Source organism: Brunnivagina elsteri CCALA 953, from assembly GCF_002289455.1.
Taxonomy (GTDB): Bacteria; Cyanobacteriota; Cyanobacteriia; order Cyanobacteriales; family Nostocaceae; genus Brunnivagina; species Brunnivagina elsteri.
In genome coordinates, this window is sequence record NZ_NTFS01000164.1 from 1 (window position 1) to 13,819 (window position 13,819).

Below are 13,819 nucleotides of genomic sequence, written 5' to 3' on the forward strand. Positions count from 1 at the left end.
TGTATATATACTGCGAACGGCTTAAAATTTAACTAATATAGAACCTCCAACCTCTCCCCTTACTAAGGGGAGAGGCTTAAGAAATATTAGGTTTGGCAGATAAAAAGTATAATTATTAACCGTTTTTAGTATAGTTACAGCAATGAACAGCAATGCTCCAAGGGAGTCGCTACGCGAACGCCAAAATACCAAAAAATCCCGCTCAATCTCAAAAATTTTTGGCTATGGTTGACACTCTCAGGGCTAAAGCCACTGAGATTCTGCGGACAGAGTAAACTTAGGTAACACCCAAAGTCTAACTCTCGCTACGGTTGTCAAAGACCGTCTACCCAGTAAGCCTAAGTCTATGCTTAGATTGCTGGCTACTTTTCTTAGAATGTTAGCCGCCCCGTTCAGGTCAGCATTAATAATTGACCCATTGGCTGACCGATACAACCCACGTTCAACGCGCTTACCTGATGCTTTCCACCCCTCCGGTTTTTGACCGTAAATAGGTAGGGAGTCTCCATCTAAGAAAGATGCTTTTGACGTGTAAGATTCTTCGGTTTCCTGGAATCTAATTCCGTGCAAATTACATAGTTGGTTCAATCTGTCTTTGAGTTTACCCAGAGGCATCTGAACAAACTTTTGATTATTAACCCGTCCCATGCCGGAACTAGTTTTAAATCCCTCGTTCCAACCAATTACTAATGTTCCAATGCCGTATTTTAGACAATGGTCAATAATTAGTTTTGCGGCTTTGTTAATCCCATCTCGCATTTGATGGTTGCGTTTACGGGTTACTTTGTCTAGCCAGTTATCCCAATATGCTTCTGACTTTCCTTCCTTGCGGGTTGATACTTTTTTATTCCACAACTGATTCATCGCTTTCATAGCACGAGCATCAATCAATAAGGAATTGCCAAGCGTATCAACGCAAGCGGCTAAATTATCAGCAGTACCTAAGTCTATCGATAAAGCTTGATTGATATCTAAATTATGCTTTTGCTTTTCGATTTCGTAGGACATTTCAAGGTAGAAAGCACCATTTTTAGGAAGAATAGTAAACTCTTTAACCTTAGAATAATCAATGTTTGATGGCATTGGCAGAACAAACTCTGAAATACCAAACCAACGTCTGACAGTTAATCCTAAAGAAAATCTAAGTTGACCATCAATCAGATTAGGTCGTTGCCCTCCTGAATTTGGGTAAGCTACTTTGAATAGTTTATAACCTGTTAAGTAATTGGGTGCTTGGGGCTTAAAATGCAATTGACCTTTGAGGAACAAAGACCGTAGCTCCTTAAAAGACTTAAAAGCCTCGGTTACTGACATCAAAGTTTGTTGCATCGGGGTTGATGGCAGAGATTGAGCAACTAGTGATTTACTAACAGATTTTTCGTAAATCAAGTCAAACTTACTAGTTAGCAGTTTTCGTGCGGCTTTTTCACATCCCGATCCAGCGCCTCCAAATAAAAATTAAGCTGCCCCAAATAATCAGGCTTAAACGTACCAATTTTCAACTCAAACGCCACCAGTGCCGCCAAACCTCGATGAAAAAAGAGCAAATCAATGAAAAAATCCTGATTGCCTACCTGAAGACGGTATTCTTCGCTCACAAAGATAAAATCCTTGCCCAGTTCCAGAATAAACTGCTTCATCTGTTGCACCAGTGCTGTTTGTAACTCGCTTTCACTGTGCGCTTCTGGTAATCCCAAAAACTCCAACACATAACTGTCTTTGAAAGTACCGCTTAAATTGGGATGTAATTCTCTCAACGGTGTTGAGAGTTTTGTCGCATTCAGGGCTGTGCGTTCAAACAAGCTGACCGAAATTTGACGGTCTAGCTCACGAAAGCTGTATTTTTCGCTGGATGCGATCGTTAAATAAAAAGCGCGTTCCTCTAGCGTTTTACAGCGCGAAAATATTGCCAGATTGTGCGACCACGGCAATTTTTGCACTAGTTCTAGAAGTTTTTCATCTCCCTGATAAGTCTCATAAAACTGCTTCATCCGCCACAGGTTTTTATCAGAAAAGCCTTTAATATCTGGTGCATTTTGCGCGATGTAATGCGCCAACTCCCGCACCACACCCTTACCCCAAGCCTCATTTTGTACTTTTTCGCTGATGGTTTTGCCCACCTGCCAATAAAGGTCAATCAATGCAGTATTTACTTGGGCGAGAGCTTTTTGTTGCGATCGTTGAATCTGTTGCAGTAGCGTGCTGAAACTTTGAGTATTGTCGATTAGCCTACTCATCACCCACCTCCACCACCCCGTCAGGCTGCGCGGGGGAATTAACCACCCCGTCAGGCTGCGCCTGCCACCCCTCCAAGGGAGGGGAATTAACCACCCCGTCAGGCTGCGCCTGCCACCCCTCCAAAGGAGGGGAATTTACGGAATTATTCCCCTCCTCTGGAGGGGTGCCCCGAAGGGGCGGGGTGGTCTCCGGGTTGGTCTCCGGATTACCAAACGCCGGATGACCTCGCAAAAAATCCATAACACCCGTCATATTCCCCTTCACCTCACCATCCCGCAAATGAATCACAGTTAAACCTAACCCCATCAAAAAAGCATCCCGTTGAGCATCGTATTCAACCTTATTATCATGGCTACTGCCATCCACCTCAATCACCACAGCCTTTTCAGCACAGTAAAAATCGGCGATATAGTTCCCAATGATTTTCTGGCGATCGAAATCCAGACCCAAAAACTGTTTTCTTTTAAGCTGATTCCAGAGCAAAACCTCAGCCAAATTCCCAGCCCGACGCATTGCCCTCGCCCGATCCTTTAGGGCTGGGTTATAGGGAAGAGACATATATTTTTGAGTGTCACGCATATAACTAATTGGTTTGAGTTCGATCGTCCAGATTTACTACTTCGTCAGACTGCGGCATGGAACCACCCCGTCAGGCTGTGCCTGCCACCCCTCCAAGGGAGGGGAATTAACCACCCCGTCAGGCTACGCCTGCCACCCCTCCAAGGGAGGGGAATTAACCACCCCGTCAGGCTGCGCCTGCCACCCCTCCAAAGGAGGGGAATAATTCCCCTCCCTTGGAGGGGTGCCCGAAGGGCGGGGTGGTCTCCGGGGTTCTACTCATACGCATTCAACCCCGAAATCTCGCGCCCATCAGCCAACTTCTGCAAATAAGGCACCAACTCAGCCATCAGCGCCAACTCCGCCACCCGCCGCGCCTTCCAGCCCAACCCCAACGGACTCAGCAAATCCGTAAGCTGTTCCCCATCAAAAATCATCCGATCCATAATCCGATCGACAAACCCTTGCAGCGCCTCACCATCCAGCCCATGCCCTGCCGCAATATCCCCAAGCCGAGCCGCCGCCTGCCCCGCCCTAAACTCCTGATAACCCGCGCGGATTTGCTTCTCATCCAGCGCCTGCCCCACCGGGAGACTGTTAATATAAGCAATAATGTCATCGCGCTCCCCCAACAGATTCGCATTAGCGCCGATCATCTCAATCAATTGCGATCGAGTTAGCTTCTGCTTGCCAGCCCGCTGAGTAGACTTCGCAATCAACCCCATAATGTAGTCATAGTCAATCACCGCCGAAGCAAACAGCACCAGATCAAACTCCAGTTGCTCCACCGCATTATCTGGGTCATCCGTCTTACCCTGCTTGCCCTTTAGCTCCAGCGCCGTATCCAAATACATCGCCTTAAAGCTGCGGAGCCGATCCGTCGGTAGCTTCTGTTCAATTTGCTGCTGACTCATCTCGTCAAGGTCGGTATATTGCTCCAGTTGCGTCTTCAGCTTCTGCACCTCCTTAAAGCGGTTAATAAATTCCGCCCGCGCCGTATCCCCCTTCAGGTTCACCACCTGCGACGGCTCACAAGCCAACCCCTGCGACTGCATAAAGCTCTCCAGTTGCTCCACCGCCTTTTCATACTGCGCGATCGCCTTGGGAGCCGCATCCACCAGCCAAATTTCCCGCGCCTTGCCCTGATCCGCACCCGAAAAAAGTTGAATCGCCGCATCCACCTCGCTCTCCTGATAACGGAAATCGAGAATATTGCCCCAAGGCTTGGTGTCATTTAGCACGCGATTCGTGCGCGAAAAAGCCTGAATTAAGCTGTGGTGTTTGAGATTTTTATCCACATACAGCGTATTGAGATACTTAGAATCAAACCCCGTCAGCAACATATCCACCACGATCGTGATATCGATCTTGTTTTTGCGTGGATAGTCCGCATTGCTGTACTTATGATCTTTGATCCGTTGCTGCACATCCTGATAGTACAGATCGAACTCATTAATGCTGTGGTTACTGCCATACTGCTGGTTATAGTCATCAATGATCCTCTTGAGCGCCGCTTTTTTAGCTTCCGGCTCTTGCTGGTTATCAGCTTTTTCCTGTTGCAGGTCTTCCTGTAGCTGCTGCACATCCTTATTACCTTCTGCCGGAGGCGAAAACACACAGGCAATATTCAACGGCGCAAAGCTCTCATCCTCTTTCTTTCGTTGGGTCTGAATGCTTTTAAATAGATCGTAATATGCGATCGCGTGATTGATCGAAGCCGTGGCAAGTATGGCGTTAAAACGTCGTTGATTAGTAGCGCTGTCGTGCTTGGTCAGGATGGCGTTGATTACCTTTTCGGGTGGCGGGTTCTGGCTGTTTCTCGATTTGTTTTCACCATCCTTGCCAAAGTAATCAATATGAAAACTCAGCACATTTTTGTCTTCGATCGCGTGGGTAATGGTGTATGCGTGCAGTTCTTTCTCAAAAATATCTTGGGTGGTCTTAAAGGAGCCAACTTCACCATCGATCTGCTGATAGCTAGCATTTTCATCAAAGATCGGCGTGCCAGTAAAGCCAAATAGCTGCGCCTTGGGGAAAAACGACTTAATCGCCTTGTGGTTATCGCCAAACTGCGATCGATGGCATTCATCAAAAATCAAGACGATGCGCTTATCACGTATCGGTTCTAGCCGTTCTTTGTAGGTCAGTTTGCCGCTTTTTTGCTGTTGCTTGTTGCGTGTACTACTTTCATTTAGTGCCAGCCCCAGCTTCTGGATCGTAGTGACAATCACCTTATCAGCGTAGTCCTCCGATAACATCCGCCTCACCAGCACTTCGGTATTGGTGTTTTGCTCCACACAGCCTTCCTGAAATTTATTGAATTCCTCACGGGTCTGGCGATCGAGGTCTTTGCGATCGACCACAAACAAGCATTTTTCAATATCAGGATTATCCTTCAGCAGCGTCGAAGCCTTAAACGAGGTCAGGGTTTTACCACTGCCCGTAGTGTGCCAGATGTAACCATTGCCCCGGTTCTGGTGAATCGCATCCGCGATCGCCTTGACCGCATAGATTTGGTAAGGGCGCATGATCAAAATTCTCTGCTCACTCTGCACCAACACCATATAGCGGCTGATCAACTGCCCCAGCCGACACTTGCCCAAAAAATCCTCGGCAAAGTCGTGCAAATGGGCAATTTTGCGGTTGTCTTTATCCGCGTGCTGATAGATGGGCAAAAAGCGCTCGTCGGCATTAAACCTAAAATGCTGGTTGCGGTTGTTGGCGAAGTAGCGAGTATCACTTTCGTTGCTGACAATAAATAACTGCATAAAGCAAAGCAGCGAGTTCGTATAACCATTGCCAGCGTCATTTTTGTAATTAACGATCTGCTCCATAGCGCGGCGCGGGCTGATCGGTTGGTTTTTTAGTTCGATCTGTACCACTGGCACGCCGTTGATCAGCAAAATCACATCATAGCGGTGGTGGCTGTTGTCGGTGTTGATGCGTAGTTGGGTAATGACTTCAAAATCGTTTTTGCACCAGTCGCGGATGTTCACCAGCATATATTCCAGCGGTGTACCGTCTTCACGGGTGAACTTACCCTTTTCCCGTAGCGCCTGAGCCGCACTGAACACATCAGCAGTAATAATCTCATCGCGCAGGCGGGCGAATTCGGCATCAGTAAGCTGTACACGGTTCAGCGCCTCGAACTTGCTGCGAAAATTTTGCTCCAGAGCCGCCCTGTCGCGGATATCGGGGCGGTGGGTATATTTGAGATCGACCAGTTTTTCGATCAGGTTTTGTTCGATTTGTTGTTCCGTCATTAACCACTCTTTGGGATTCTTGGTCAGCACCTTACTGACTATAATGCCAGAACGAACCACCTTGACCAGCATTATTTTCACATTGTCCAGTCGTAAGTATCCTCTGCGGGAATTTACTGCTAGTGCGACTGGTGAGCATAACTATTTATTATACTACCCCACGGGTAAAAACTTAACTTTTGTCATGCTGACGAAGGAAGCATCTTTAAGGTTTTTATCCAATCTATAAAGTATAGTTGTAACCAGTTTTTAGTATATAACCAGATGTCTATTTATTATTGGGTAATTTATTTTTTGCACTCCCTTATTTACTAAGAGTAGGTAATTGCACAGTAACCGTAGTACCACAACCAGATTCAGACTGAATCGATAATTCTCCACCATGAGCATTAACAATGCGCTTAGTGATAGCAAGTCCCAACCCAGTACCGTCAGCTTTTGTTGAGAAAAACGGTTGAGTCAACTTTGATAAAACCTCTTTGGGAATTGCTTCACCACCATTATGAACATTAATAGCAACTTTATTTTTGCCATCAGTCTCAACTAAGCATTTCACCATATTTCCTGCTGAAATAGCCTCGCAAGCATTACGAACAATATTAATAAATACTTGTTTTAATTTATCTTTATCTGCCAAAATTTTGACCGTAGATGAGATTGGAATAAACTCAATTTGCCTCTCCAGAGCTTCCGGCATTTCACGAATTGATATCAGCAACTCACTAATAAATTCATTTACATCCAATTCACAAAGCTGTAATATCTGAGGTTTAGCATAAAGCAAAATTTCACCCAGCAAACGTTGCAAACGACTACCTTCATCAAGCGATAACGATAAACGCTCTTGGGCAGCTTTAACCAAAATAGTTTTCTGAAAATACTTCAACCCCATCATCATTGTCGTTAGGGGATTGCGAATTTCATGCACAATTATTGCTGCAAATTCACCAATCGCTGCCAAACGCTCTTGTTCCACAAGCTGATTTTGTGCATCTCGTAATTGTGCTGTACGTTTTTCTACTTCAGCTTCTAAAACATGATTAAATTTGCATTGTTGCTCATAAAGATGATAATGATCGATCGCAGTAGCAGCACGTTCGGCAAACAATTCCACAATTTGCATTTCTTCTTTGCTAAACTTACGTGGTTGCTGATGAAACGAACAAATAGTACCAATTACTTCACCTTGGGCAGTTCGCAACGGTATTCCTAAATAGGAGCGATAACCTTCTGGAGGTTCACCATATTCTCGATTCTCCGTCGCATCTTCTACCGCTAATGAGCAACCCATTTGAATCACAGTACCAGTTAGTTGACCATGTAATGAGTAAATATGCTCACCTTCTCCCATATCAACACTGCTTGCTAGTACTTTCTCAAACCCTTCTTGGCAGAGGGTTACTACAGACCAATCTACCCCAATTAGTTCGCTAACTCCCCTAGCAATATTATCTAAATAGCTATTTAATTTACCAGTGCGGTAGTTCAAAGTAGATAAAAGTGCCATTGCGCGTAACTCTCGCTGCCACGGCTGGTTTTGCAAAGACATTTTATTTACTACTCTCAATAATTAACTTAACAATGATTCTACAAGAATATTATGTGATTGTGATAATTTATTTCTTGGTATTCTCTAAATACAGTAATTTTAACTTTCCTCACTGCGACTCAGAAATATAACGTTGAAAACATCACAAGTTCTAAACCAATTCTCAGCTTAAATTAATTTAACGATCGCGAAGATGGTTTAAATTGTCCTTAGAGTCAAAAAAAAGGACAAGCAAGCCATGAAATTACAACATATCACCATTCTCACTCTCGTTACATCCTTAAATTTAGGTTTAAATTTAGCTTATGTCGAAACAGCTTTATCCGCGCAGAAAGAGAACCAAACCCATCTTCAAACTACAGCGACAAAAACTGCGATGTTTCAAGCGGGAGAACACCCAATTAAAGGAAATATCCGTGTTATTACTTACCAAGGGAAACCTTATCTAGAGTTTGACAAAAGCTTTAAAACCGATAATGGTCCAGACTTATTCGTAATTTTACATCGCGATCGCACTGTTCCAATCTATGGAATTAAAGAAAAAGATTACAAAAGTATTGCTCGCTTACAAAAAACTAAAGGTACTCAACGTTACGCAATTCCCGAAAATGTAAATTTGGCGGATTTTAAATCTGTAGCAGTATGGTGTCGGCAGTTTAATGCAACTTTTGGCTTTGCAACTTTGAATGGTTAGTTATACTATTTGCCATGTAAGTATTTGTTGTCGAGAGGTTGTAACATAACGTCTTGACTAGTTAAAAAACAGGTGTATCAAAGAAAGGAGTTATATGGAAACAGCAGATTTTCTTGCCCTAGTCCATCCTGCGATCGCAGTATTTTTCGTATTTCCTCTGATTGGGATGGTGGTCAATTTCGCATGGTCAACCCGTCAGCGTCGCTTGCAAACAATGAATGGAGGTAAAAGCAAAATTCCCCCCGTTAGTGGTACGGAGCATAGACGGTTGGGAAACTGGCTAACGGGTTCGGTTGTAGGGTTAACTTTGTTAGGATTGATTTATCCAATTGGCAAAAATATTATCAAGAATCAATTATGGAACAAAACACCTTTTCAAGTAGTTTTCATCCTGTTAATGTTTGCGGCAACTATTACATCTTTAGTATTCCTTTATCGTGCCAATAATAAGTTATGGCGGGGTGTATTTGCAACTTTAACTGGTGCGGGGATAGTAATTCTTGGCTTCCAAGATGGAGTATTTCGCCGCGATAATGAATGGTATTGGTCACATTACTATATTGGAATTGTTGCCGCAATGTTGATGATATTTTCTTTAGCGATTGTCCCAGAAATTTATAAAGATAAATCACATCGTTGGCGTGTTATTCATACTATTCTAAATTGCCTTGCCTTGTTATTATTTATTGGTCAAGGAATGACAGGAACGCGAGATTTACTAGAAATTCCTCTAAGTTGGCAAGAACCCTACGTTTATAAATGTGATTTTGTAAATAAAACCTGTCCTACGCCTAATTTGGAAATACCAAAGTGAACCGATTCAGTCGAATTTTTCCTAAAATTAATCCTTCTTCATTAAGAGTTCGTCTCACAATTGGAATTGCTGTATTTTCGGCTTTAGGATTGGGTGGTCTTACCACATGGACAGGCTGGAAAATGCAGCAACTTTTAATTAATAGTCACAAAGAAAACATGGAGCAAATTGCCTCTCGTTTGCCGCTTGATGTGGAAGTTTATAGCCAAATGTTACCCTTCACAACGGCTTTAGAAAAGGCAATAAGTAACAGGGAAACTAACAATACACTATTATGGATAACAAATACTAATAATACTCTTTTGGCAAAATCTAGCAACTTTAACCCATCATCTGATACTTATGCTAATGAGTTAATTAATCTGACCAAAATGCCTTTAGTACCTGAAGTTTACCATATTAAAGGTCATTCTTATGTGTTATGTGGTGGTGAGCTAAAAATACGAGGTAAGGTATTAGGAAAAGTTTCTATTGCCCAAGATATCACCCGTGACCAAGCTATGTTTGTAGCAATGATACAAAGCATGGGTATCGCGACTATTTTAGTAATTATTTTGATATCAGGAGGAATTGCATTTTATGTTAGCTATTCCCTTCAACCTCTACGTCAAATTAGTCGTATGACAGAGGCTGTTCAGGCAGAAGATTTAGGAGAAGCACGGCTATATCTGAATAATGCCCCCAGCGAAGTTAAGGAACTAGCTCAAACTGTAAATATGATGCTATCTCGTCTTGCCGATGCTTGGGAAAAAGAAAGACAATTTACCAGTAATATTTCCCACGAGTTGCGAACATCATTAACGATTGTACATGGATATTTACAAAGTATCTTGAGAAGACAGCAAAATTTGACAGAAATTCAAAAGGAAGCTTTATTAACAGCAGCATCGGAAGCAGAACGCACAATTCACATATTACAGGACTTGCTCGACTTAGCGAGGGCAGATAGCGGCTATTTGCAATTAAGTAAAGAACCCTGTATTTTGGATGATATTGTTACTGAAATTGTGAGTATGGCACAGCAAAATAGTTCAAGGGAGATTACAATTGAAATAGAAAATAATCCAATAACTATAAAAGCAGATAGTAATCGCATCAAACAAATATTACTAAATTTGATTGATAATGCTGTAAAATATTCTGACCCTGATACTCCCATAAATGTAAACTTACACCAGATTAAAAATCAGGTAATAATTCAAATTTGTGATAAAGGTTATGGCATTCCCTTGCAAAATCAATCACATATTTTCGAGCGATTCTATCGCGTAGATACAGCCCGTACTCACTCGAATGGTACTGGTTTAGGTTTATCAATTGCCAAGACGCTTGTAGAGAAAATGGGTGGTAGCATTAGCGTTCGTTCTAAGTTAGGTGAAGGAAGTGTATTTACAGTAAGTTTGCCTTGCTAAAATTATTTTTATATAGTTAAGCGATCGCGTATTTTCTTTTCATATAATCATGTATGTAAAAAACGCCATTAACAAGCTGAAAACTAATGCGATATGCTTTCAGCATTAAGCTCCGCTTATCGCAAAGTATAACCTACACCTCGCACTGTATGAACCAGACGTGTTTCATTATTTTCTTCTAACTTGATTCGCAAATAACGAATATAAACCTCAATAACATTAGAATCACCCACAAAATCATAACCCCAAACTTTTTCTAAAATTTGGTCTCTAGTGAAAACTTGACGGGGATTACCCATCAAATATTCCAATAAATCAAACTCCTTTGCTGTTAATTCTATAGCTCGTTTATCTCGAAATATCTCACGAGTACGACGGTTTAAACTCAAATCTTCAAACTGTAAAATATCCGTATCTTGCTTATTTTCCTCTATCCGACGTAGATGAGCGCGAATTCTTGCCAATAATTCCTCAATACTAAAAGGTTTAACAACATAATCATCAGCTCCAGCATCTAAACCTGCAACGCGATCGCTAATTTCATCCTTCGCTGTCAAAAGAATTACAGGAATTTTACTTCCCGTCGAGCGCAAACGACGACAAAGTTCTACCCCAGTTAATCCAGGAAGCATCCAATCCAAAATTACCAAATCTGGTTTAGATTCCCGTGCTAAAGTCAATCCAGTCATCCCGTCATTGGCAACACTAACCTGATAACCTTCACTAGTTAATTCCAATTCCACAAATCGAGCTAGTTTAACTTCGTCTTCTACCAAGAGAATATGTGCTGTCATAGTTTAGACTTACAAATCCGGCAAGTTTAGAATAGCAGAAAATTAGTTGAGAAATGCTTCTATATTGGCAAGAGTAATATATCTATAAAATTGATGAACAGCAATGTAACACAAAGCCTTGTACAATTCAAATGAGTCTAAAATTAAAATTAGCTTTAATTACCTATTCCTGAAGATCAATGCGGATACCACCTATTTTACTCATACATAAATTACCTGGTCAATTTTATTTGTGGTGTGCCATTATCATCTTTGGTGCGGCAAACTCTGTCACTCGCAAGCTCACAGAAATTGGTGCCCAAAAATATGTGAATGGTCATAATCCGGTTTCATTTTGTAATGTTTTATTTGTAGGGAATCTCTGTGCTTTACTAGTATTACTAATTGTCTATGGACGACAATTTAGACTAAGCAGATTACAGCAAATTTCCCAAAATAAATGGTTATATTTGACTCTAGCTTCGATTATGGGTGGAGCAATTGCTCCTGGTTTAATTTTTCAAGCCCTAGCAATAACTGACGTTAATAATGTTGTTTTAATTGGTAGATTAGAACCACCTTTAACTTTAGCTTTTTCGATTTGGTTGTTGCGATCGCGAGTTCATTTTTGGGAAATAATTGGTGCAATAGTTTCTTTTTTTGGGGTATTCCTCACCATCTCATTACCAAGTAACGTTCAAAGCATGGTAGAGATGAAAGATTTGTTCAGCTTTGGAACTGGGGAAATTTTGACTGCGATCGCATCTGTGGCTTTGGCTGCTTCTACAATTATTAGCAAGGCAAAACTTTCAAGGATACCTTTAGGAATTTATAGTATCTACCGTACAGTTTTGGGAACAATACTATTTTTTTGTATAGCCTTAATTGTATACGGACAAAATCATTTTATGGATATATTTTCGCCTTTTCTATGGAAATGGATGTTAATTTATGGTCCTATAATTGTAGTAGTTGGTCAGTCATGTTGGGTTACTGGTTTAAGAGCTACTAGCGTATCCCAAGCTTCTTTAATTGGTTCTTTTTCTCCTCTTGTCGCAGTTGTTGCTGCTTATCTAATTTTGGGTGAGTCTCCCACTTTTGCACAGTATATTGGTGGGGCAGTAATTTTTCTTGGTATTATTATCAGTCAATTTGGAATTTCCCGACAACAATCACAGAATGATTCGATAGCAAAATTAAGAGAAATTGAGGGTGAAATTGGATTTAAAGGAATGTAATATTATTCGGATATATCCCAATTTTAGTCCAATCTTGAAAAACACAAATTGTAGAGACATAGCATTACTAAGTCTCTACATAAATTATATTTTTATGAATGATTTTGGACTGGTATATCAATTAAAAATTAGTTATATTCAATTAATAAACCAATAATAAATTACTTCACTTCACTAGGAGCAAAAGCTTTAACTTTACCCTCTTTAATTGCCACAACTACATCATAAGTTGCACAATAAGCAAATGTAGTATTGTTAGCTTTGTTGTACAAATTTACAACCATACCTGCACCACCAGGTTGCACAGCAATTGGTTCTAAATCCCCGAAGAAATAACGACGCAGTTGATCACCACTACCAAACATCCCTTTATGTTTAGTCAGCATTTCAATTTTTTTAGCAACAGTTAAACCCGTTGCATCTTTCATTTCTGCTTTCGATGTAGCTTGTGAAAGCATAACTTTTGCTTCTTTGGCAAATGCTTGATTTGATTGTGGACTAATTGTATTCAGCGTAGCACCACTAATAGTAACTAAACCTGTGAAAGCAGCAGTGGTGACAATTGTTTTCAAATTCATGATTTTGATTCCTTTAAATTAAGAAGTGTTAGATGGATGCGAAATCGAATCCCTCTGTTATTTATTAGTATCAACCCCTTACCTGAGAATTTGCTGAGAAGAAATTGAATAGAAGTTAAAAGCTAACTGTTTTTGTTCTCAGACTAAATGTGATTTAAATTACAGATAATCGAGGTTTTCGAGAAACTGACTTCTTACCCCAGAAAAGTAAAAGGTATAAGTCAGTTAAAAAAAATTACCCAAAATTGTAGGGGCGGGGTTTCCCCGTCCTCACTAATGATAAGATTGGAACAAGCTTAGGGACTTCCAGAAAATAAAATATCCCAATTTATAGATTTATCTATCACTCATAAGTAGGGATGGGGAAACCCCATCCCTACTGTACCCGCATTTCTCACAAGCAGTGCGTTCATTATTGCCAAACCTTTATCTAGCATGAATTTGTTTTGCTGCGATCGCATTGCTCTCAGATATTATCCTTTGTGGTGATTAATCAGTCATATCTAAAATTTTTGAGTAAGAGAAGAAAGCAACATAAAAAAGGGAAAGAAAAATGGTATCCCATCAATACTTCGGGGTAAAGATTTATTCTGGCATCCACGACCAACCAAACGGGTTAAGCGAAGATTTGTCCCGAATAATACTGCCCAAAGATGGGATATTTCCGATCAAAGAAATGCGATCGCGGATATACTCAAAAAA

At 41.2% G+C, this 13,819-nt stretch carries 12 protein-coding genes; 5 read left to right on the forward strand and 7 right to left on the reverse strand.

All coding sequences use genetic code 11. From position 1 onward, the window contains the following. Positions 1-243: 243 nt before the first annotated feature. The 4 genes from CK510_RS15350 to CK510_RS15365 form a co-directional block, all read right to left on the reverse strand. Positions 244-1,389, reverse strand: a complete 1,146-nt coding sequence (locus tag CK510_RS15350) for an RNA-guided endonuclease InsQ/TnpB family protein (protein WP_245912169.1) — start codon at positions 1,387-1,389, stop codon at positions 244-246. A 14-nt stretch (positions 1,390-1,403) separates the two neighbouring features. Next, positions 1,404-2,237 (reverse strand): PDDEXK nuclease domain-containing protein, encoded by an 834-nt coding sequence (locus CK510_RS15355; protein ID WP_095722532.1) that lies wholly within the window; start codon positions 2,235-2,237, stop codon positions 1,404-1,406. After that, complete coding sequence (locus tag CK510_RS15360; RefSeq protein ID WP_095722533.1) at positions 2,230-2,817, reverse strand: endonuclease domain-containing protein; 588 nt, start codon at positions 2,815-2,817, stop codon at positions 2,230-2,232. The genes CK510_RS15355 and CK510_RS15360 overlap by 8 nt, the downstream gene beginning before the upstream one ends. A 254-nt stretch (positions 2,818-3,071) precedes the next feature. Beyond that, positions 3,072-6,059 carry a type I restriction endonuclease subunit R gene (locus tag CK510_RS15365; RefSeq protein WP_095722541.1) on the reverse strand — a complete coding sequence of 996 codons (2,988 nt, stop codon included), beginning with the start codon at positions 6,057-6,059 and terminating at the stop codon, positions 3,072-3,074. A 43-nt stretch (positions 6,060-6,102) separates the two neighbouring features. Between CK510_RS15365 and CK510_RS32795 the strand changes: the two genes are divergently transcribed. Then, on the forward strand, positions 6,103-6,288 hold the full coding sequence (locus CK510_RS32795; protein WP_211293203.1) for a hypothetical protein: 186 nt from the start codon (positions 6,103-6,105) through the stop codon (positions 6,286-6,288). A gap of 75 nt (positions 6,289-6,363) precedes the next feature. Here the strand turns inward: CK510_RS32795 and CK510_RS15370 are convergent, their stop codons facing one another. Then, the gene (locus tag CK510_RS15370) at positions 6,364-7,608 is read right to left on the reverse strand and encodes a GAF domain-containing sensor histidine kinase (RefSeq protein WP_095722534.1); all 1,245 of its coding nucleotides are present in this window, start codon (positions 7,606-7,608) and stop codon (positions 6,364-6,366) included. Positions 7,609-7,846: 238 nt separating this feature from the next. Between CK510_RS15370 and CK510_RS15375 the strand changes: the two genes are divergently transcribed. From CK510_RS15375 to CK510_RS15385, 3 genes are all read left to right on the forward strand, one after another. Then, positions 7,847-8,302, forward strand: coding sequence for a DM13 domain-containing protein (locus CK510_RS15375; RefSeq protein WP_095722535.1), 456 nt, complete (start codon positions 7,847-7,849; stop codon positions 8,300-8,302). Positions 8,303-8,396: 94 nt separating this feature from the next. Further along, the gene (locus tag CK510_RS15380; protein WP_095722536.1) at positions 8,397-9,116 is read left to right on the forward strand and encodes a DUF4079 domain-containing protein; all 720 of its coding nucleotides are present in this window, start codon (positions 8,397-8,399) and stop codon (positions 9,114-9,116) included. Beyond that, positions 9,113-10,528, forward strand: a complete 1,416-nt coding sequence (locus CK510_RS15385) for a sensor histidine kinase (RefSeq protein WP_095722537.1) — start codon at positions 9,113-9,115, stop codon at positions 10,526-10,528. The genes CK510_RS15380 and CK510_RS15385 overlap by 4 nt, the downstream gene beginning before the upstream one ends. A 116-nt stretch (positions 10,529-10,644) precedes the next feature. On the opposite strand, the gene CK510_RS15390 is transcribed toward CK510_RS15385, so the two are convergent. Further along, positions 10,645-11,322 (reverse strand): response regulator transcription factor, encoded by a 678-nt coding sequence (locus CK510_RS15390; protein ID WP_095722538.1) that lies wholly within the window; start codon positions 11,320-11,322, stop codon positions 10,645-10,647. 179 nt (positions 11,323-11,501) lie between these two features. Between CK510_RS15390 and CK510_RS15395 the strand changes: the two genes are divergently transcribed. Continuing rightward, positions 11,502-12,539, forward strand: a complete 1,038-nt coding sequence (locus CK510_RS15395) for a DMT family transporter (protein WP_095722539.1) — start codon at positions 11,502-11,504, stop codon at positions 12,537-12,539. A gap of 161 nt (positions 12,540-12,700) precedes the next feature. On the opposite strand, the gene CK510_RS15400 is transcribed toward CK510_RS15395, so the two are convergent. Further along, complete coding sequence (locus CK510_RS15400; RefSeq protein WP_095722540.1) at positions 12,701-13,117, reverse strand: hypothetical protein; 417 nt, start codon at positions 13,115-13,117, stop codon at positions 12,701-12,703. Between the last annotated feature and the right edge of the window lie 702 nt (positions 13,118-13,819).